Here is a 21,624-nt window from a genome sequence, read left to right on the forward strand (position 1 = left end):
CGATGCTGTTAAAATTGCACTAAGGATACCATCAAGAATCTATTTGGAACGTTCCACAACAATAGTGGAACGTTCCAAATTTGACAATACGGGAATCCGATGTTGTCTCTAAAAAAGATTTCTGAAGGTGCTTCTCTTTCACAGTCAGCATCGTTGACCGGCTGAGTTCTTAGATTTCAGAGGGCGAATCTAAGATGGCATTCTAAGGCCTACCTACTCTGCCAGTGTTTGAAATCCGGTTTGGTTGCTGCCCACGCGCAGAGCAAAAAAGCTAGGCCGATATTACAGCCAGGGACAAGTTCGCCTCAAAGTTGCTGCAGGCGATCGCAGAAGGCCGATCATATCCGTGGATTGCAAGTAACAAAGGCATCCCACAAGTTATTGCCACAGATATCATCAAGTGTTTCAATCACTCTGAAATGTCACTGTCTCAGCAAAGCAGGAACGTCACTCGCAGGTGGGACGGAGCAAAGCTTCGGAGCCTACAGACCCCAAAATATCAGAAGGTAGGTTTCAGCAATAAGGATACCGCGAGACGGTCTGGTCGATGAGACCTCACCGAGAGAAAGCTTGACCCATGTTGTTTTGAGTGCGGACTTGCCGCGTGTTGGCGCACCGGAACGCCCGTTAGGGGCTTGCGAACTGTGGCTGTTCCAAGGTCACAACCGACAGACTATCTATGCTTAGTCCTGCAAGATATCCAGCCCGATGCTGTCGCGCGCGGCGAGCGCGCCGGCTGTGGTGAGCACGATCGCCGCGACCCGTTGGCCAATACGCACAGCCTCCACACACGGCCGACCCGCGACCCTCGCGGCCAGATAGCCCGCGTTGAATGCATCGCCCGCGCCGGTCGTATCCCGGATGCCTGCGACAGGGGGGGTTTCGAGGACGTGGCACGCGGTGCCGTCGTCCAGATGGACCGCTGACGCACCATCCTTCACCACTATCTCCCCCCCGTCCCGACCAGCAAGCCGCCGCACGGTCGTCGCCGGATTGGCATCCGACCACAGAGCGGCCTCGTCATCGAAGCTCGGTAACAGGATGTCCGCCGCTGCGAGGAAGGGCAGCAGCGCAGCGCGTGTTGCCTCCGGCCCGGACCAGAGGGCAGGCCTGACATTGGGATCGAAGGAGAGGCGCGCGCCCCGCGCCTGCGCTGTGCGCAGCGCGGCAAGCATCCGTTCGCGTGCCTCGACCGAAAGGATTGCGACCGTAATGCCAGACAGGTGGATCAGGTCCGCGCCATTAAGGTCCGCCGCAAGTCGTGCGGGATCATCGGCCAGCGCCTTCGCCGCCGACTGCCCGCGCCAGTAGTGAAAGGAACGTTCCACCCCGTCCAGTGCGATCATGTAAAGGCCCATGGTCCGATCCCCGGACCTTGAGACCGCACGAACATCGAGGCCGTCCTGCGCCATCTCCGCCACGAACTGATCAGATAGCGCATCGCGCCCGACCTGCGTCAGCATCCCGACCGGGGCATAGGGACCCAGAAGGTGCGCCATATGCCAGGCGGTGTTGAACGTGTCGCCGGCAAAACCGCGACGATAGAGCCCGCCTTCGACCGGGGCCAGCTCAACCATTGCCTCGCCGACGCAAAGCACACGGGTCATGTGACGACCCCGTCATAGATCCTGCCTGTCAGCCATGCGGGCCAATCCCGCTCGAAAAAGGTGGGGGCCTCGTCCCGACGGCGGTTCGGGCGGATTCCAATTTCGAACCCGGTGGGGGTCAGGTGCACCGTGATCTGCTCGGCGGTATCCGCTGACCGCTCCTCGCGAAAGCGCATTGCTTCCACGGTTCCGGTGCGGGTCTCTGGAACGGCGGTGCCTTGCGGATCGCATATCGCACGCGCGCCCCGGCTGCCCCCACCATTCGCGATATAGTGATCGAGCGCAGTCAGCACAGCCTCGGAGGCGAGCGCCATATGCCGCCATTGCAGCGCCCGGGACAGCTGGTTTGGACGCGGCAGTGCCAGACCCTCCACCGCGATGGCTGCATTCAGGTCGCTGGCCGCGCGGCGGGCCGCCTCCACATCCTCTGGCACGCAGAACGGTCCGGCATTGTCACTCATCCGGGCCTGAATTGTTGCCTGCAAGGCTTCAACGCTGTGCGCGCTGCGCTCCCGGAACAGACCGGCAAGGGCTGCGACCTCCCGCCCGACGGCGTTGCGATCAACGCGTTGACTCGTGTGGGACCGCTTCGCCAGATGCTCCGCTGCTCTTGTACCGAACACCTGCCCCGCATTGAGCGCGGAGCCGCCGGGCCGCGTGACGCCATGGGTGCCCGCAGCCTCCCCCACGGCATAGATGCCGGGGACGGAGGATTGCCCCCAGATATCCACCGCGATCCCGCCATTCATGTGCTGGTTGTTCACCGCGAATTCGAGGGGTTCGGTTGCGACGTCAATCTTGTAGCGGCGGTAGAGCTCAATCGCTAGCGGGTTCATGTGGCGGAGCCGGTCGATCGGCAGGTCCTGCGACGCCCCCGCCGTACCGAGATAGTGCGCCACATCGTCGTCCAGCCGGTCGAGCGAAAAGGGCTTGTCCCCCGGCACCATCAACGGGTTGCGGTTAAAATCCATGTACACCCGCCGCCCCTGCGCGGATTCCCGCACTATGGCGAGATCCACGAGGCTGGAGCCGAAATTCAGCATCCGGCTCGCATGGAACGGCCACTGATAGCCCTTGCGGAAAATGTTGGAGGCAAGCTCCTGCGTCGTGCGGTAGTAATCAGCGAGGAAATGATATTCCTGCCCCTCGGCATCAACCGAATAGATATGCGGCATCGCCTGCACGTAGGTGCCGGAGAGGTTCCAGGGGAAACCTTCGCGCCGCGTGCCGATCCCGAACTGGCTTTCGGTCAGGTTCACAAGCGCCACCCCCGCCTCCAGCGCGAGACCGAGTGAGCCGAAACAGCCATTGGGGAACACGCTGTCGCGGTAAAGCTCCCCCGGTCCGCCTGCGGCCAATACCAGTGTGGGTGCACGGAAATAGATCAGGCCAAGCGGGTTTTTCTCGCCTCGATCGCGGTTGCGCATCGCCAGCACGCCGCAGATTGCGCCGCCTTCATCGCGCACGATCCGCACGGCGGTGGTCAGGTTGTAGAAGGGAATGCCCAGCCGCAACGCCTCATCTGCCAGCACGCGAACCATCAGCCGGGAGGTGCGCGGCCCGCAGCTGGTCGCGCGGCCGACCTCGTCGTGGTCGGTCTGATAGCGCAAGGTGCCACCCAGCGGGTCTTGTGGAAGCGGCAGGCCGAGATATTGCAGGCTCGCCATCGCACGCACCGAACCTACGGCCTCGATATAGGCAGTGTCCTGATCCATCGCGCCGCCTGCGCCGATGGCCCCGGCCATGTCGCGGAAATCGTCGCCCCGGTCTGCGGTGTTGGCGGTGTGAAGTGTCTGCTTGTCTGAGCCGGAACAGGCCGAGGTCCCGCCCCAGGCCGACTGCGACAGGATGACCACGTCCACCCCGCGCCGCTGCGCCTCTACCGCTGCGCGTAGGCCCGCAGCGCCGCTGCCGATCACAGCGCATGCGGCCTCCACCACCGGCACGCGGTGGCCATCAAGTTCAAGCACCGCACCGGGCAACGGCGGCTCGGGCAGTTTTGGCATGGCCACATCGGTCAATGCATCAAGGATTGGTTGCGGGATCTGGGTCAGCACAGGTCAGGCGCTCCGGTTCGCATTAGGAAGAGGTGGACGAGGCGCGCAGGCGAAGGGAGACAGGGCTGAACCACTCGGAATAGGGCCAGACGCCCGCACCGATCCGATCGAGCACCACGTGAGCGATCTTCTCCCCGAACTGCGCAATGTCACAGCGCACCGAGCTCAGCGGTGGCCAGACCTGCGCGCATTCCTCGATATCATCGAAGCCCACAACGCGCAGACCCTCCGGCCCGATCCTGCGTCCCACCTCGTGACAGCCTGACAGCATGCCGAGGGCAACAAGATCGTTGAAGCAGACCACACCGTCCACCTCGGGGTGGTCCTGCGGCAACCGCGCACCCAGCTCACGGCCAAAGGCACGGGTGGAGCGCCCGGTCAGGATCAGCTCGGGCAATCCGGCATCGGCCAGCACCTCCCGATACCCCTGCATCCGGCGCAGCGTGACCGCACGCTCGGGCAACCCGCCTGCGAAGGCAATTCGGCGCGCGCCCATCTCGATCAGGTGCTCGGTCGCGCGACGCCCGCCTTCCTGATAGTCGGGAGAGGCGAAGGGGAAGAGGTCGGTCCGGGCATCGCCGCGACGAAGCACCTGCATGGTCGGAATACCCGCACGCTCCAGCGCGTCGAAGCCGCCATGGCCCTCACCGTAAGCCGGAGAGACAATCACGGCGGCCACGCCATGTTCGATCATCGCACCGATCATCTGCTCCTGCGTCCCGATATTCTCATCTGTGTTGGCCACAACCGCAGCCAACCCCCGCTCCGACAGGGCCATCTGGAGGGAGGTCGCAAACTCCGCAAAGAACGGGTTGCGCAGATCATTGATGACGAGGCCGACCAGCCCGGTTGTCGAACTGCGCAGCGTCGCCGCCGCACGGTTGTAAACATAGCCGATCTCCTCCATTGAGCGGCACACCTGCGCGCGGGTCTCTGCCTTGACTGCAGGGCTGTTTTGCAGGACTAGGCTCACGGTGGACTTGGATACGCCCGAGTGTCGGGCGACGTCGATGATGGTGGGGCGGCGTTCCATGCCTGCGCTCAGACGTCCAGATCGAGGACGAGGATGCCGTCGGTCCCGCCCACCGCATTGGCCACGAGTTTCCCGCCTGCGGCCTTATGGTCTGGATGCTCCTGATAGGCGGCCAGAGCCTCCCAGCTTTCAAAATCGACCGTGAAGCCGTGCATGTAGCCCCGCTCGATCCCCTCGGGGCTTTCGCTGCGCCCGCCGCGCATGTCGATGAAGCCCGGCACGCGGTCGCGGATGGCGCCGATCTCATCAAAGATCTCGGCGATAGTCGCCTCCGCAATATCTTCGCGGAAACGGATAAGAACAATATGGCGGATCATGAGGCAGCTCCCATTGCGTGGTCCTCGCGGATCATGTCGGCGGCTTTTTCACCGATCATGATGGCCGCAGCATTGGTGTTGGATGAAATTACGGTGGGCATGATCGAATTGTCCACAACACGCAGTCCCTCAATCCCGTTGAAACGTAGGCGGATGTCCACAACCGCGCGGTCATCGACGCCCATCCGGCAGGTGCCTGCGCAGTGATGCGAGGTTTTGGAGTGCTTGCAGACGAAGTCGAAATATTCCGCATCCGTCTTTACGTCTGGGCCGGGCAACCGCTCGGCTTTCACGAAGTCACCAAAGGGTGCCTGGGCCATGATCTCCTGCGTGATCTTCAGGCCACGGATCGACATCTCCCGGTCGCGCGGGTCGGCGAGGTAGTTCGGATCGATCAGTGGGGCCTTCGCCGGATCGGCGGAGGCAAGCCGCACCTTGCCGCGAGAACGGGGCCGCAAATAGCACGAATTGAGCGTCACGCCCCCGTCGGGCATTGCCGCCACCCCGTGCTCGATCCCAGTGCCGAGGCCCAGATGGAACTGGATGTCCGGGCTGCGCGCATCGGGGTCGGCATACCAGAAGCCCCCTGTCTCGAAGAGGGAGGAGGCGACCGGCCCCTTGCGCGTCAGCACATATTGCAAACCTGCCACCGCTGCCCAGAAGGGCTTCGCATAACGGTCATAACTGTAAGGTCCCGAAAGCTCGGAAATGCAGTACAGATCGAGATGATCCTGCAGGTTCTCCCCCACCTCCGGCGCATCGAAAACAGGTGTGATGCCAAGCTCGGACAGCCCGTCCGCAGGCCCGATGCCGGAAAGCTGCAACAGACGCGGGGAGCCGACGGCACCTGAAGACAGGATCACCTCTCCCCGCACCGTAATTTGTTTGCCGTCTGCCGTTTGAACACCCACGGCGCGGCCCCTCTCCACGAGGATCCGCGCGACCTGCAACCCCGTGCAGACGGTAAGGTTTGGGCGGCCTTCATTCGGCGCGAGATAGGCCATCGCCGCAGAAGAGCGGCGCGCATTGCGCTGGCTGAGCTGATAGAAGCAGACCCCGTCCTGCACCTGCCCGTTGACGTCTTGGTTGCGTGGAATGCCGATGGCTGCTGCGGCCTCAAAGAACGCTTCGCAGACCGGCAGCGGGGCGGAGGGCTGGCTGACCCCAAGCGGCCCCCCCTGCCCGTGAAACTCATTGTCGTAAGTATCGTTATCCTCGGCCCGGCGGTAATAGGGCAGTACGTCGGCATAGCTCCAGCCCTCGCATCCCATCTGCCGCCACTCATCGTAATCCAGGGCATTGCCGCGCGTATAGATCTGCGCATTGATGGCCGAGCCACCGCCGATCACCTTGGCCTGAGTATAGCGGAACACCTTGTCCTGCATATGCCGCTGAGGGACCGTATCCCAGCCCCAGGAGCCGATGCCCTTGGTCATCTTCGCGAAGCCCGCGGGCAGGTGGTAGAACGGATGGCGGTCGCGTCCGCCCGCCTCGATCAAAAGGACGCTGCAGTTGCGATCCTCGCTCAGCCGCGCTGCGACGACCGAGCCTGCGGACCCGCCGCCGATCACGATGAAATCATAACTGTCCCGCATGGGTGTCGTCCTCAAGCCGGGGCGACGACGGAGGCGTCGCGCAGAATGGTGTCGCGGATGTGCTGGCCCGAGCGCAACGCAAGCGCCGCCACGGTCAGCGCCGGGTTCACCGCCGCCGAGGTCGGCAAGAGGGAAGCGTCCGCGATGAAGAGATTGGGGTGATCGTGGCAGCGGCCCAGAGGATCGGTCACGCTTGTCGCAGGATCATCGCCCATCCGCGCCGTGCCGCATTGATGGGAGGGCGTGCGCCGATCGAAGGCCTTGGCCAGCGTGATGGGGCAGCCCGCGCGCCGCAACACCGTGCGCACCTTCGCAACAAGGGCCGCATGTGCGCGCATGTTTGAGCGTTGCCAGTTGAGCCGTATGCCATCGCCGCGCAGGGTCACGCGGCTCTCAGGATTGGGCAGATCCTCCGACATGACATAGACATCCAGTGAGCGTGCCGCGATCCAGTACGCCAGCGGCCGGGGCAGCCCGCTCGTCGCCGCAAGGATCGGCCCGGTGATCTTGCCCAGCATCTGCACATTCCCGAGTGGTGCGTTTTGTGGCCCGCCTTCGAGATAGAAATCGTTCAGCATCAGCGTCTTCTGATAAATCGCGCGGTTCCGCCGGAACGGATGCAACCCCAACACGGCAGAGCAATTGTGGTTCATGAAGTTCCGTCCTACCTGATCGGAGCGGTTGGCAAGCCCGGTAGGCCGCGCCTCATCCGCCGAGCGCAGCAACAGCGCGGCGCTCTGCACAGCCCCGGCGGCAAGGATCACTATTCTCGCCGTCAGCCGGACCGGCCCGTCCCGCCCGATCGCCTCCACTACGTTGACCGTCCCGTCAGCCCCGGCGCGCAGCCGCGTGACGCGGGTGCCTGTGCGCAGCTCCACATTCAGATGGGCAAGCGCGGTGTCGAGGGCGTGCTCCCCGTCGCGCTTGCCGCCATTCGTGCCTGGATGGCCGTCCCACGTGGTCTTGCCGCCCTCGGCCCAGCGGTCCAGATCGACGGCCAGCGGGATCGCGCTGGGGTTTAGACCCTGCGCCGCAAGTGCCTGGCGGAACCGCGCGATGTCAGGCTCGTCCGCAATGGCCGGTTGGGGATAGGGCGCGCTACGCCAAGGCTCCGTCGGGTCCTCCCCAGTACGCCCACGCACCTCAAACAACGTCTCGGCCTGAGCGTAATATGGTTCAAGTGTATCATAGGAGATCGGCCAGCCCGGCGTCGTGCCGCCCAGATGGGCAATCGGCCTGAAATCCTCCGCGCGGTAGCGAATCAAGGCCGCGCCATAGAACTTCGAATTGCCCCCGACCATGTAGTAGTTGCCGGGGCTGAACGGCTTATCAGCACCGTCATGCCACTGCTCCTGATCGCGGAAATGCCCGGTTCGAAAGATTGCGTCGGCATCCCGATCCTGCGGCGAGGGCGCAAGACGCTCTCCCCGTTCGAGGATCAGAATGCGGGCTCCGGACGGCGCGAGGGAGGACGCGATCATCGCGCCGCCCATTCCGGATCCGATGATGATGATGTCGGCCTGGGTCACGGCTTGATACGCGCCTCGGTCTTGGGGTCAAAGGCCACGGCCTTTTCCATGTTCACCGCAAACTCGAACATCTCCCCCGCTGCGACATGGGCATCCGCCCGCATCCGCGCGATCACGTCTTTCCCACCCAGCGTCATGGTGACGAAGGTGTCCGCGCCCGCAGGCTCGGTCACACCGACGCGGTTGTGCATGGCAACAATATGGCGGGAATCCGTATCAGCCCCCTTGGGGTCAGTCAGCGCCTCGGGCCGGATGCCCAGAAGGATATTGCGCCCGTCCCAGGCTGCCAGGTTGGGCTGCGGGATGGCGAGCGACACTTCCTGCCCCTCGCTGTCGGTGATGATCGCCTGCGGCACGCCGCCCTCAACCGCGACACGCACGGGGATCACGTTCATCGCAGGGCTGCCCATAAAGGTCGCCACAAAGACGTTTTCAGGCGTGTCGTAGATTTCCTTGGGCGTGCCGAGCTGTTGGACATAGCCGTCAAACATCACTGCGATCCGGGTTGAGAGCGTCATGGCCTCGATCTGGTCATGGGTGACATAGACCACAGTGGTCTTGAGCGTCTGATGCAGTTTCTTGATCTCGGTGCGCATGTCCACACGCAGCTTGGCATCGAGGTTCGACAGCGGTTCGTCGAACAGGAAAACGTCCGGGTTGCGCACCAATGCGCGGCCCATTGCGACGCGCTGGCGCTGCCCGCCCGAAAGCTGACCCGGTTTACGGTCAAGCAGGTGGTCGATCTGCAAGAGGGCCGCAACCTCCTTGAGCGCCTTATCCCGCTCCGCCTTCGGCGTACCGTGCATTTCAAGCCCGAAGGTGATGTTCTGGGCAACTGACATGTTGGGATAGAGCGCATAGCTCTGGAACACCATCGCGATATTGCGCTTGGACGGATGCACCCCGTTCATCACCCGGTCCTTGATGCGGATTTCACCGCTCGTAATCTCTTCAAGTCCGGCAATCATGTTAAGCAATGTGGACTTGCCGCAACCCGAGGGGCCGACGAGAACGAGGAACTCTCCCTCCACGACAGAGATGTCGACTTTGTGTAGAACTTCGACCGCGCCATAGGATTTGGTCGTGTTGTCGATATCCAGGAAACCCATTTCCACTGCTCCATTCGTTGGTCGGGGTGCGCCTGATCTGCGCACCCCGTAGCTTTTATTGCGCCAGCTCAATCGCCTCGGCGAGCAGCGTCGCTGCTTCGTCCGGGGTCATGTCTGTGTTGAAGAATTCAGTGATCACATCCGTTGCAGCACCGACCACGCTGGCCTGCGCCGCGTGGGTCCCGGCGAATGTCGGAACAGCGGTGCCAGCCGCATCGGTCGCGGCAAAATCGGCGGCTGTTTCCTGCGCGCAGGCATCAAGCGCGGACATGTCCACATCCGTCCGTGCGGGGATCGCGCCTTTTGCCTGATTGAACGCGACCTGCACCTCAGGGTCCATGATGGCGCTGGCCAGCACCGCCTGCGCGTTTGCTGCATCCGCATCTGGCTGTGCAAAGAAGCTGAGGGAATTGACGAGGTACACGAAACCTTCATCCACGGCTGTGGGCACGGGGATACAGACGAAATCCTCACCCGGGGTCTGGCCCGCATTGGTGAACTCGCCCTTGGCCCAGTCACCCATGATCTGCATCGCGGCGTCCCCGTTGATCACCATCGCCGTGGCGAGGTTCCAGTCGCGACCGGAGAAGTCCTCATCCACCATGCCACGAATGTTGCCCATTTGGGCGAAGACCGCCTGCATCGTGTCGGATTGAAGCGCATCAGGGTTCAAGTCCACCAGCGCATCCCGATAGAAGTCGGACCCGCCGACGCCCAGCACGAGCGCCTCGAACATGTAGGCTTCCTGCCAGGCCTGCCCGCCATGGGCGACCGGAACGATCCCTGCTTCAACAAAGCGTGGGGCGAGCGCGTTGAACTCCTCCCAGGTCGTTGGATAGTCAGCGCCGATCGCATCGAAGGCCGCCGTGGACGCCCAGATCATGTCGGTGCGGTGCACATTGGTCGGTGCGGCGACATAGTTGCCATTCACTTTGTTGAAGTCCTGCACCGCTTGCGGCAACACCTCATCCCAGCTCTCGCGCTCGGCAACCGCGTTCACGTCGCCCAGAATGCCCTCATTGGCCCAGTCAATGATGTTCTGACCCAGCATCAGCATCGCGGCGGGCGGATTGCCCGAGGCGACACGCGCCTGAAGCACGGTCTTGGCCTGATCGCCACCTCCCCCGGCGACGGGCGCGTCATCCCACGCGACGCCTTCTTCCAGCACACGGTCACGAATGACGCCCAGTGCGGCGGCCTCCCCACCGGAGGTCCAGAAATGCATGACCTCGACCCGGCTTTCCGCGACCGCGGCGGTTGATGTCAAAAGAAAAGTGATGGCGGATGCCTTAACAAGTCTGGGCATTTGTGATTTTCCTTTCACGTTGGGAACGGCTTACCAGTCCGGTATTGGTTGGTCTCGACACGGCCGGGGGCGGTCGCACCCGCCTCCGGCCACAGTTGCTTTATCCTTTCACGGAACCGGCCATCAGCCCGCGAACGAAGAAGCGTCCGGCGACGATGTAGACCAGCAGGGTCGGCAGGGCGGCAAGGATCGCGCCTGCAAAGTGAACGTTGTATTCGCGCACCCCGGTCGAGGAGTTGACGAGGTTGTTAAGCGCCACCGTCATCGGGGCTGCATCGCCGCTGGCGAAGGAGGCTCCAAACAGGAAGTCATTCCAGATGTTGGTGAACAGCCAGATGACGCAGACCACCGTTATGGGCCCCGAGGACGGAAGCAGGATACGGTAGAAGATCTGGAAGAACCCCGCCCCGTCGATTTGCGCCGCGCGCACCAGTTCGGTTGGGAACGCCGCGTAGTAATTGCGGTAATAAAGCGTGGCAAAGCCGATCCCGTAGACGACATGAACCAGCACCAGACCTGCGCTCGTCCCGCTGATACCGAGGATGCCAAGCACGCGCGCCATCGGGATCAGCACGATCTGAAACGGGATGAAGCAGGAAAACAGCATCAGCCCGAAAACGATGGTGTCACCGCGAAAGCGCCATTTCGTGAGGATATAGCCGTTGAGCGCACCGATGATCGTGCAGATGACGACCGCTGGCACGACCATGCGGATCGAGTTCCAGAAATAGGGCTTCAACCCCGTCGGCTCGACCCCGATCTGTGCGGTGGACCACGCGGAAAGCCAGGGCGCGATGGTCCAGTCCTGTGGCAGCGCGATCATGTTGCCGCCCGTGATCTCCCCCAGTGGTTTGACCGAGTTGATCAGCATGATCGCGAAGGGGATAAGGTAGAAAAGTGCGAAGAGCAGCAGCACCAGATAGACGAAGGTGCGCCCGATCCGGCCGACGGAGGCGGCGTTGTCCTGAGTTGCGATGGCCATCACTTCTTCTCCCGCAGTTCGGCGTAGAGGTAGGGCACCATGATCGCGGCGATGGTCATCAGCATGATCACGGCAGAGGCCGCGCCGATCCCCATCTGATTGCGCGTGAAGGTGTAGGAATACATGAAGGTCGCAGGCACCGCCGTCGCATTGCCCGGCCCCCCGCCCGTCAGCGCTATGACAAGGTCATAGGACTTGATCGCCAGGTGGCTGAGGATGACGAAGGCCGACAGGAACGCAGGCCGCAGAAGCGGAATGATGATCCTGCGGTAAAGCTGGAAGTTCGTAGCGCCGTCCATCTGCGCGGCTTTCAGGATCTCGTTGTCGATCCCGCGCAGGCCAGCAAGGAACATCGCCATGACGAAGCCAGAGCTTTGCCAGACGGCGGCGATCACGATCGTATAGATCGCCATATCGCGATCCTTGATCCAACCAAACTCGAAACTCTCCCACCCCCAGAGGTGCATCGTGTTCTCGATGCCGATGCCCGGATCGAGAAACCATTTCCACGCAGTGCCCGTCACGATGAAGCTGAGCGCCATGGGATAGAGGAATATCGGCCGCAAAAGCCCCTCCCCCCGGATTTTCTGGTCGAGAAAGATCGCCAGCATCAATCCGATCACCGTGCAGATCACGATGTAAAGCGAAGCGAAGATGGCGAGGTTCGTGATCGCCGTATCCCACTCGCGGATGCGGAAGAGCTTGGAATAGTTTTCCCATCCCTCCCAGCCATAGCTCGGCAGCATCCGGCTGTCGGTGAAGCTGAGATAGATGGTGAAGAGGATGAAGCCGTATACGAACAGCAGCACGAGCGCGAATGACGGCGCTAGGACCAGCTTGGGCAGGAATTCCTGCAGGCGCGTGCGGATGTCGACGGAATTGGCGCGGTTCACGACCGTCCTCCCTGTCCGGATGGGTGAATGAAGCGGTGGTACGGCGCGCGCGACTTGGGGCGCGCGCCGGGGGCGTGTTACTGAGCCAGTTCGACTGCTGTCACCATCTCGGCGGCGGCTGTCTCGGCGTCGTACTCACCGTTGAAATGGGCCGTGATCACGTCATACATCGCGTTCTGCACGGCAGGTGGGTTCGCGTGACCATGTGCCATCGACCCGAACAGACCGCCCGAGGACGCAGCCTCAGCCAGTTGCGCCATGCCTAGCTGACCGCAGGCATCGAACTCCGCATCAGAGATGTCGGTGCGCGCCGGGACCGAGCCTTTCACCGTGTTGAACGCAACCTGGAACTCCGGGCTCATTACTGCGGACGCCATCGTAAGCTGGGAGGCCATGGCGGTCTCGTCGGTGACGTTGAACATCGCGAACTGGTCGGAGTTGAAGGTTACCGTGCCTTCGGAGCCGGGCACGCGGAAGCACTGGAATTCCTCACCAGCAGTCTGGCCCGCATTGACGAACTCACCCTTCGCCCAGTCACCCATGATCTGGAACAACGCCTCGCCATTCGCGACCATCGCGGAGGCGAGGTTCCAGTCACGGCCAGAGAAGTTGTCATCGACGAAGCCGCGCAGGGTCGCCATGCGCTCGAACGCCTCGACCATCTGCTCACCGCCGAGCGCGTCGGCATCGAGCTCAACAAAGGCCGCCTGATAGAATTCCGGCCCGCCGACACCCATCGCGATACTGTCAAAGACCGTGGCATCCTGCCAGGCCTGACCGCCATGCGCCAGCGCGACATAGCCTGCGGCCTGAGCCGCTTCCATCGCCGCGACGAACTCGTCCCAAGAACTAGGCTGCTCCAGTTCAAGTTCTGCCATGATCGCAGAGTTGGCCCAGACCCAGTTGGTCGAATGTACGTTCACCGGTGCGGAGACCCAGGAGCCGTCATATTTAGAGAAGGCCTGCAGTGCCTCTGGCACCACGTCGTCCCAGCTCTGCTCAGCGGCGAGGTCATTGAGATCGGCAAGCGCGCCTTCGGCGGCCCAGTCCTGGATCGCAAAGCCCAGCATTTGCACGGCGGTCGGCGGATCGCCTGCGGTGACGCGCGCGCGTAGCACGGTCATGGCGTCTGAGCCGCCACCGCCCGCAACGGGCATGTCGGTCCAGCCGATGCCCTGCGCTTCCAGATCGCCCTTCAGAACGTTGAGCGCTGCGGCCTCACCGCCCGAAGTCCACCAGTGCAGAACTTCCACACCCTGTGCCTGCGCCATCGTGGTGCTCGCCATGAGCACGGCAACCGCGCCCGTCATTTTCGTGATACGCATGTCTTTCCTCCCTGAAATTTTGCGTTTTCGACTTCTCTTCTTTTCGTGTTCCCCGCTGCTTTCAGGGGGCATTCACCCAAGGTGCCCGTGTGCGACCGACACGCATCACGACTGATTTGACCTCAAGGAATTCTTCGAACCCGTAGCGCCCGTTCTCGCGCCCCTGCCCGGATTGCCTCATGCCGCCAAAGGCGACCTCCGGGAATCCGTCCATCCAGGTGTTGGTCCAGACCGTTCCAGCCCCGGCCCCGCGCGCGAAGGCAAGACAGGTATGGACGTCACGGCTCCATACGCCTGCCGACAGGCCGTAAGCGCTGTCATTCACCAGCGCGAGGGCTTCTTCCATCGTGCGGAAGGTGAGCACCGACAATACGGGGCCGAACACTTCCTCCCGCGCGATTGCCATGTCCGGCGTCAGGTTGGTGACGATTGTGGGCTGGTAGAATTGCGGCCCGAGCCCCTCCACATCGAGCGGATTGCCCCCCAGTTCGACCTGCGCCCCGGCAGCGGCGGCCTCCTGGACATAGGAGTCAATCTTGCGCTGATGCTCAGGCGTCACAATGGCACCGACCTGCGTGGCGGGATTGAGCGGATTGCCGAAGGCCACATGCCGCGACAGCTCCACGACCCGCGCCGTAAACGCCTCTGCAATATCGTCGTGCACGATCACCCGGCTGGAGGAGTTGCAGCACTGCCCGACATTGAAATGCACGCCGAAGGTCACGGCATCCGCCGCGTCTTCCAGATCAGCATCGGGAAAGATCACCTGCGCGTTCTTGCCACCAAGCTCCAGCGCTACCTTCTTCAGCGTACCGGACGCCGTGGCGGAGATCATCTTGCCGACAGCCGTTGATCCGGTGAACGAGACCATATCGACAAGCGGATGCTCGCTCATCACCGCCCCGACTGGCGCGCCATAGCCCAGCACGATGTTGCACACACCCGCAGGCAGGCCCGCCTCGACAAGCAGTTCAGCCAAAAGCGCCGTGGTGGCTGGCGTCATCTCCGACGGCTTGACCACGCAGGTGCAGCCCGCAGCCAGAGCGAAGGGCAGTTTCTGGCCCAGAATCCAGAACGGGAAGTTCCAGGGCGTGATGATGGAGACAACGCCAATCGGTTCTTTCAGCACCATCGCCAGCATGTCTTCGCCCAGCGTGTCGTGACTATCGCCATGAACTGTGCGCGCGAGCGAGGCGGCATAGCGCCAGAGGTCCGCCGACCCGCCGACCTCCCCGCGCGATTGGCCTATTGGCTTGCCGCTCTCCATCGTTTCAAGAATGGCAAGGCGCTCTGTTTCCCGCTCGATCAGGTCAGCGACTTTCAGAAGGACTTTTGCCCGCTCCCTGCCCGAGATACGGCTCCACCGCCCATCATCAAATGCGCGGCGCGCGGCGGCGATGGCAGCCTCGGCCTCTGCCTTGCCCCCCTTTGCAGCACGGCTCACCACGACGCCGTGGGAGGGGGAGACCCGCTCGCTCACCGCACCATCCACGCTGTCGCACCATCCTCCGTCGATGAAATGGCGCAGGGTGACCGGCTCCACCGGAACCGCGATCTCGCCCTCGATTATGATCTTCATATCCAGCATTCAATGTCCCCCGAACTCGGGTTTGCGCTTTTCATGGAAGGCGCTGACGCCCTCCGCCCGATCCTCTGTCGCGGCGATAGCCGCGGAGCCAAGCGCCTCAACCGCGGCTCCGCGATCCTCGCCAACCGCCGCATGGATCATCGCCTTTGCGATCTCGACTGCGCGCGGAGAAAGGTCCGCGACCCCACCCGCAAGCTCCAAGGCCCGCGTCAGCGCATCATCCACCACCTCTGTGGCGAAGCCTGCGTTGACCGCGCGCTCCGCCGGGATCCTCGTGCCGAACAGCGCCATTTCCTTGACCATCGCCTCCGGCATCAGCCGTGCGAGGCGCTGCGTCCCGGACCAGCCGGGGACGATCCCCACCCGCGCCTCGGGAAGTGCAAGCGTCGCACGCGGTGTCATCACCCGAATGTCGCAGGCCGCCGCTAGTTCCAGCCCGCCACCAAAGGCATGGCCGTTGAGCGCTGCCACCGTTGGCCGCGACAGCGCGGCCAGCCGGTCGAACAGCCGATGACCATCGCGCACCCAGTGCCGCGCGAACTCCGCCGGGCTGAGGTCGCCCCAGGCTCCGATATCGGCGCCTGCACAGAACGCCTTTTCGCCCGTGCCGGTCAGCACCACTGCGCGGCAAGAAGCATCCCGCTCCACCGCGCGCAGATGCCGCTCCAGATCGTCGAGCATAGCAACCGTGAACGCGTTGAGCTTGGCGGCATTGTCCAGTCGCAGGACGGTTACACCGCCGCGATCCTCCCGCACCACGCCGCTCATCCTGCCCACTCCATCACACCGCGTGTCAGCAGCGACAGCGGCATCCGCGTCGCATTCTCCGCAACGGTCACCCGTCCGTGGGAGGCCGCGATGATGTCACGATCCACGTCGATGCCCGGCATGATCTCGGTCGCGACCAGCCCGTTTTCGCCCAGCCGCATCACGCAGCGCTCGGTGATGTAGAGCACATCCTGCCCCAACTCCCGCGCCCGGTTGCCGGAGAAGGTCACATGCTCCACCCGGTCGACCATCTTGGTGAACTTGCCCGGCGCCGCGATACGCACACCCTCCTCATCAAGCTCGACCTGTGCGCCCGCCTCGAACCAGCCGGAGAAGACGATCTTGCGCGCCTGGCTGGTGATATCGACGAAACCGCCTGCTCCGGCGGTGAGGTAGGGCTTCTTGCCGAGCTTGGAGACGTTGACGTTCCCCTCCACATCGACCTCAAGGAAGGAGAGGAACGACATGTCGAACCCGGCCCCTTGGAAATAGATGAACTGCTGAGGCGACGGCACGAAGCCGTCCGCATTCGACGCACAGCCAAAGGCGAAATCAGTCAGCGGCATGCCCCCCACGGCACCCTGTTCGATGGCCCAGGTCACCGCCTCCGGCTCCCCGGCCTCCAACAGGATGCGTGGCACGATGGCAGAGATGCCAAAGCCCAGATTGGCGGTCATGCCGCGCTTCAGTTCCATCGCGGCTCGCCGCGCGATGACTTTTTCCACCCCATATTCAGGAAGTGAGAAACTATCCCACGGCCGTTGAATCTCCCCAGAGATCGCAGGGTCATAGACCGTTCCGGTGGTCTGCATCTGCTCAGGCTCCACCACGATCAAATCGACCAGATGCCCCGGCACCCGCACGTCCTGAGGATTGAGCGATCCACGCCGCGTCACCCGCTTGACCTGCGCGATGACAAGACCCCCATGATTGCGCACGCAGATCGCCTGCTCCAGCCCACCCAGATAAGCGCCCTCATGTTCGTAGGTGAGGCTGCCATGCTCATCCGCTGTGGTCGCGCGCAGGATGCAGACATTGGGTATGATGTTGGGGAAATGCAGCCAGTCCTCCCCGCCGAACTCGACGCGGCTCACGATGGGCGCGGCTTCGGCGCGCGCATTCATCGCGCAGCCTTCGCGCTGCGGATCAACAAATGTGTCGAGGCCGATTTTTGTGAGCACACCGGGGCGGCGCGCGGCAGCGTCCCGCGTCATGTCGAACATGATGCCCGACGGCACGTTGTAGGCCGCGACCCGGTCCTCCACGATCATCTGCCAGATCCCAGGCATTGGCAGGCTCGACGGTCCGGAGGGATAGGAGCCTGCAAGCACCCGGGTCAGCAACGCGTCCTGCGCCAGATGCTCCATACCCTTGACGCCGTACATGTCGCCCGCCGCAATGGGATGCAACGTCGTTAGGTCACGCGGATGGCCCTCCTGCGCAAAGCGCGCACCGATGGCGGCGAGCACCCCATCCGGGCAGCCAAGCGCGGAGGAAGAGGAGATGGTAAGAACCGCCCCATCCGGGATACGGGCCGCCGCCGCGTCTGCTGAGACAACCTTGCTCATTGCGCGCCACCGTAATCGACGTTAAGCGCCCGGCCCTGAGCCGCCGCGGCTCGCACCGCATGAGCCACTGCGAGCGACTTCACCCCGTCCCAACCGGTTGCCGCAGGTGTGCCCTCACCCCGGATCGCCGCCGCGAAATCGGCAAGCCCCTGCGTGTACAGATCATGGTCCGAGAAGGGCACCACCTCGCGCCCCTCCCGCGTTACAAGCTCGACATCGCCAACGGGGCGCTGGGTCATGACACCGCGTGCAAAAATCGAGCCTTCGGTGCCATGCACCTCCAGCCCTGAGCCTGCGAACGGATGTGTGAAGCTCTCATGTGCCATGACCATCGCACCGGACGGCATGGTCCAGACCGACATCGCGCTGTCCTCAACCCCTTCGCCCATGCCTGACGCAGCCATCTGCGCTGTCACGCGCACAGGGTCTTCGCCCAGGATGAAGCGGGCGACGTCCGCATCGTGCACAGTGATATCCGGAATCACCCCGCCCCCGGCAGAGGCGTCGTTGATCCGCCAGCCCTGCAAATGCTGCGGCAGGTGCACAGCGTGAAAGACGCGCATCGACAGCACCCGCCCGATGCGCCCGTCCGCGATCAGATCCCGGATGGCCCGGTGGCTGCCCGAACACCGTAGGTGGTGGTTCGTGCCGAAGACGATCCCTGCCCTCTGCGCCGCGTGCACCATTTCCGCAGCCTCTCCCACCGTCATCGCCAATGGCTTTTCGCACAGCACGTGCTTGCCCGCCCCAATGGCGGCCATTGCTTGCGCATGATGCTTCTCGTTGGTGGTGGAGATGTAGACGGCGCCAACCTCCGGGTCGGAGAGGGCAGCGGCAAGATCGGCAGCCGTGTGCGGAATGCCCTCAGCCTTTGCATACTCTGCCCCGCGCGCAGGTGAGCCGGACAGGACCGAGTGGACTTCATGCCCGGCCTGCGCCCGGATGGCATTCATGACATAGTCGCGCGCAATCGTGCTCGCGCCGATAAGAGCCCATTTCACGCCCGCCACTCCCTTGTTTGGAACGTTCCATATTCGATATTTGGAACGTTCCTATTTGTCAAAGGAATTTTGCAGGACGGCTGGGAGCTGCTCTTTCCGTTGATGCTGTCGCTTGGTGTGGCCGACGCAGTTCCTTCTAAAACACCGGAGCATATGCCGACGCATTCTGAGCATGCCGAAGATTGAGAAATCCCGCAGACTGTGGTGGTACCATGGATCGGAGAATTATTCTGTTTTCTGCGAAGTATTGGGTGGGGCACTCCTACCGCGTTTTGCTCTCCACTGCTCTAACGCGGGCGCCCTATGCAGTTTTTTGCGACAATCGCGTCATGTTGATTGCGGCAGCAGAGGGCATACAGACCACTTGTCGAAACCGGGCCGAGTTAGCCCGGAGCACTGCGAGAGCCAGTGCAACTTTCTGGCAATCGACGTCGCTTTCGGAGAACCGGGGCGGTGCACCCCTTCCTGTATATCCCTTCACGCGTTCGCTCACCGCGCGCTGAAGTTATCTCGCCTGTGAGATTTCAGAACGTATGGTTGCGATCTCGGTGGGCAAATACGGTGTTCCGTCCCGGTGCAGCAGGTCGTGGAACCACTCGTGCTTGGTGATATTGCCGCCATGCGCCGCAACAAGCTCACGCGGCCAGGGAAGCTCTGTTTGGCTACGCCCTTTGACCATGCCCCATTGAAAGCAACCGATCCCTCTTTCGCGGAACAGGCCGAGTTGATCTTCTATTCGGCTGTCGATTGCACGAGCCATCCATTCAGTGCACAGCATCGGACGGTCAAGCACTTCGAGATAGGCAATGAACTCTTCGACCTTGGCACGGTTCCAGTATGCATGGAACGTCACGATGTCGGATTGAAGCAGTGCGACCCGGTCGATCTCGGTCTGATAAGGGTGCGCGTCTTCGTCGGGAAGCGGCGTGGTCCAAGCCGCCACGGTCAGTGGTGCGGTCGGGTTGAGCGCGCGCGCCCAAAGAAAGCTGCGCTCCATGAGTTCAAGCGACACCGCCGGATCTCCGATAGCGCTTCTGGAATATCCAGTCGCATCGAACTCCATCCGGTTTCCCGGTTCGTTATAGAGATCCCAGAACAGCACACGCGGATCGTTGCCATAGCGTGTGATTACGTCCTGCACATAGCGTTCGAAATCGTCGAAAAGGCTCGTGTCTTGCAGCAAGATGCGACCCGGCGAGGCGACCGCGCGAGAGTTGTGAACACCCGCGATCGGCTCTTGCTGCGGTCCCCAAACAGGGACGGACCCGCCAAATTCGCAATCGTCGAAGAGGCAAGGAACGGAACGGATGCCGAGGCGGTGGCCGATTTCGAGCACTGCGTCCACACGGTTCAAGAGTCCCTCACGATCCTCCTGCCAGCCAACGAAGGGCAGATTGAACCGCATTGCGTTGAAGCCAATATCCGCCGCCCAGCCTAACTCACGCTCAATGCCGGCACGATCGAAGGTCGGGGGATGCCACATCTCGATGAAGTTCACGGCGCTGGACGGCAGGAAGTTGAACCCGCAAATCCAGGGCTGACGCGCCCACCACGCCTTTGCATCATCTTCGGACCAGCGTGCCATCTCGGGTTGCACCTTCATTTGGTCGGGAAATGCCCCGCCGTAGCTCGCACGGCGAGGCACAGCTCTTAGCGATCAAGCAGGTCTTGGACCTCAAGCTCCGCGTCGGAGAGCGCGGCCTGAACGTCCTTGTCCGTCAGCCAGATCGCCTGAAGCTCGCGGTTCAGGACATCCTGGATCGCGCCATAGCGCTCGGACGGAGGGGTGTCGCGCGCAATGGATGCGGTGCCGGCATACTCATCGCGATGGGGCAGCGAAGTGTAGGCGTCGCTTTCGATCACCGAGGTGCGCACGGCCATGTGGCCGGTGCGCGCCCAATCAATATTGTGATCGTTGATGAAGGCGAGCACGCGAAGGGCTGCGGCGCGCTCCTCGCCCTCAAGAGAGGACGGAATGGCCCACATGTGGCTATCGGCCCAAGTAGCACCGGTCTCGAACAGCGTCGGGAAGTCGGCGACATAGTAGCTGTCGAGCCCGGTCTCCTCCTTCGCAGCCTCGGCGGTGTAGAAATCCACCACCCAGGTGCCGTTGACGAGGATCGCGGCCTCACCATTCAGAAAGGCCTGCTGGCTGTCTGCGTAGTTGAGCTGCGGATTGGCCAGTTCCGCATCAAAGAGCTGCGTGATCGCCGTTACGGCGTTCCGGCCCGCTTCGGTATCAATCGTGGCCGTACCATCCTCGCCGAAGATATTTGCGTCCTGCTGCCACATCAACGCCAGAACCAGACGCACACCGATCGGAAACTGTGCGAAGTCAGCTGCGAGATAATCCTGCCCCGTCGCGTCCTTAACCATCTGCGCATGCTCGAGCAGTTCTTCGGGCGAGGTCGGCAGCACGGGCGCGCCGTTCTCAACCAGACCGGCAGCTTCCATCAGGTCCATGTTGACGTGCCAGAGGTTGGCGTGGAAATCCATCGGCACGCCGTAAATGCCGCCGTCGAAGCTGACCGCGTCGAGCGCCGCTGGCGCCCAGTCCGAACTATCGATCCCGGCTGCTTCGAGATCTGCGGAAATGTCTGCGATGGCGCCGAGCCCCGCGAATTCCGGCACGCGGTGGCGGTGCATGACGTGCACGTCCGGCGGCGTCCCACCGGCATAGGCCGCCTTGATCTGATCGTAATAGTTGCCCCAATCCGTCGGCAGCGTCGTGATGCTGACGCCGTCGAGTTCGGCATCCGCTGCGTTGATGATCGACTGGATGATGCACGCCTCTCCGGTCGAGGTGGTCGTGTCCGTGCCCGCATCCTCGCAAGCGCCGAAGAAGCGGCCGAGGGTGACCTCCTGAGCGGGCAGGCTAGTTGCCAGCAGAGTTGCGGCCGTCGTGGCCAGAATGAGATGTTTCATGGATCGTCTCCCTAGTTTGTT

Annotated in this window: 17 protein-coding genes; all 17 read right to left on the minus strand. The window is 62.7% G+C overall.

Going from position 1 to position 21,624, the window contains the following annotated elements:
• Window positions 1–683: 683 nt before the first annotated feature.
• The 17 genes from POI8812_RS13945 to POI8812_RS14025 all read right to left on the minus strand — a co-directional run bounded on the left by POI8812_RS13945 (window position 684) and on the right by POI8812_RS14025 (window position 21,603).
• A complete protein-coding gene (locus POI8812_RS13945) occupies window positions 684–1,607 on the minus strand; it encodes a sugar kinase (protein ID WP_108783181.1) in 924 nt (307 codons plus the stop codon).
• The gene (locus POI8812_RS13950; RefSeq protein ID WP_108783182.1) at window positions 1,604–3,664 is read right to left on the minus strand and encodes an FAD-dependent oxidoreductase; all 2,061 of its coding nucleotides are present in this window, start codon (window positions 3,662–3,664) and stop codon (window positions 1,604–1,606) included. Before POI8812_RS13950 ends, POI8812_RS13945 begins: the two co-directional genes overlap by 4 nt.
• Window positions 3,665–3,686: 22 nt before the next feature.
• Entirely contained in the window at window positions 3,687–4,697 is a 1,011-nt protein-coding gene (locus POI8812_RS13955; protein ID WP_108783183.1) for a LacI family DNA-binding transcriptional regulator, read from the minus strand.
• Between the two features lie 8 nt (window positions 4,698–4,705).
• Window positions 4,706–5,014, minus strand: coding sequence for a Dabb family protein (locus tag POI8812_RS13960; protein ID WP_108783184.1), 309 nt, complete (start codon window positions 5,012–5,014; stop codon window positions 4,706–4,708).
• The gene (locus POI8812_RS13965) at window positions 5,011–6,609 is read right to left on the minus strand and encodes a GMC family oxidoreductase (RefSeq protein ID WP_108783185.1); all 1,599 of its coding nucleotides are present in this window, start codon (window positions 6,607–6,609) and stop codon (window positions 5,011–5,013) included. Before POI8812_RS13965 ends, POI8812_RS13960 begins: the two co-directional genes overlap by 4 nt.
• 11 nt (window positions 6,610–6,620) lie before the next feature.
• Window positions 6,621–8,138: an FAD-dependent oxidoreductase gene (locus POI8812_RS13970; RefSeq protein ID WP_108783186.1), complete on the minus strand. Its 1,518-nt coding sequence runs from the start codon at window positions 8,136–8,138 to the stop codon at window positions 6,621–6,623.
• Complete coding sequence (locus POI8812_RS13975; protein ID WP_108783187.1) at window positions 8,135–9,247, minus strand: ABC transporter ATP-binding protein; 1,113 nt, start codon at window positions 9,245–9,247, stop codon at window positions 8,135–8,137. The genes POI8812_RS13970 and POI8812_RS13975 overlap by 4 nt, the downstream gene beginning before the upstream one ends.
• 55 nt (window positions 9,248–9,302) lie before the next feature.
• A complete protein-coding gene (locus tag POI8812_RS13980) occupies window positions 9,303–10,553 on the minus strand; it encodes an ABC transporter substrate-binding protein (protein WP_108783188.1) in 1,251 nt (416 codons plus the stop codon).
• Window positions 10,554–10,653: 100 nt separating this feature from the next.
• A complete protein-coding gene (locus POI8812_RS13985) occupies window positions 10,654–11,535 on the minus strand; it encodes a carbohydrate ABC transporter permease (protein WP_108783189.1) in 882 nt (293 codons plus the stop codon).
• Window positions 11,535–12,428 (minus strand): carbohydrate ABC transporter permease, encoded by an 894-nt coding sequence (locus tag POI8812_RS13990; protein WP_108783190.1) that lies wholly within the window; start codon window positions 12,426–12,428, stop codon window positions 11,535–11,537. The genes POI8812_RS13985 and POI8812_RS13990 overlap by 1 nt, the downstream gene beginning before the upstream one ends.
• A gap of 77 nt (window positions 12,429–12,505) precedes the next feature.
• Window positions 12,506–13,753 carry an ABC transporter substrate-binding protein gene (locus tag POI8812_RS13995; protein WP_108783191.1) on the minus strand — a complete coding sequence of 416 codons (1,248 nt, stop codon included), beginning with the start codon at window positions 13,751–13,753 and terminating at the stop codon, window positions 12,506–12,508.
• A 61-nt stretch (window positions 13,754–13,814) separates the two neighbouring features.
• Entirely contained in the window at window positions 13,815–15,341 is a 1,527-nt protein-coding gene (locus POI8812_RS14000) for an aldehyde dehydrogenase family protein (protein WP_108783192.1), read from the minus strand.
• Window positions 15,342–16,109 (minus strand): enoyl-CoA hydratase/isomerase family protein, encoded by a 768-nt coding sequence (locus POI8812_RS14005; protein WP_108783193.1) that lies wholly within the window; start codon window positions 16,107–16,109, stop codon window positions 15,342–15,344.
• Complete coding sequence (locus tag POI8812_RS14010; RefSeq protein WP_108783194.1) at window positions 16,106–17,677, minus strand: acyl CoA:acetate/3-ketoacid CoA transferase; 1,572 nt, start codon at window positions 17,675–17,677, stop codon at window positions 16,106–16,108. Before POI8812_RS14010 ends, POI8812_RS14005 begins: the two co-directional genes overlap by 4 nt.
• Window positions 17,674–18,678, minus strand: a complete 1,005-nt coding sequence (locus tag POI8812_RS14015; RefSeq protein ID WP_108783252.1) for a Gfo/Idh/MocA family protein — start codon at window positions 18,676–18,678, stop codon at window positions 17,674–17,676. The genes POI8812_RS14010 and POI8812_RS14015 overlap by 4 nt, the downstream gene beginning before the upstream one ends.
• 505 nt (window positions 18,679–19,183) lie before the next feature.
• Complete coding sequence (locus POI8812_RS14020) at window positions 19,184–20,263, minus strand: glycoside hydrolase 5 family protein (protein ID WP_108783195.1); 1,080 nt, start codon at window positions 20,261–20,263, stop codon at window positions 19,184–19,186.
• Between the two features lie 65 nt (window positions 20,264–20,328).
• On the minus strand, window positions 20,329–21,603 hold the full coding sequence (locus tag POI8812_RS14025; protein WP_108783196.1) for an extracellular solute-binding protein: 1,275 nt from the start codon (window positions 21,601–21,603) through the stop codon (window positions 20,329–20,331).
• Window positions 21,604–21,624: the final 21 nt, after the last annotated feature.

Origin of the sequence: Pontivivens insulae (genome assembly GCF_900302495.1) — a bacterium.
GTDB lineage: Bacteria > Pseudomonadota > Alphaproteobacteria > Rhodobacterales > Rhodobacteraceae > Pontivivens > Pontivivens insulae.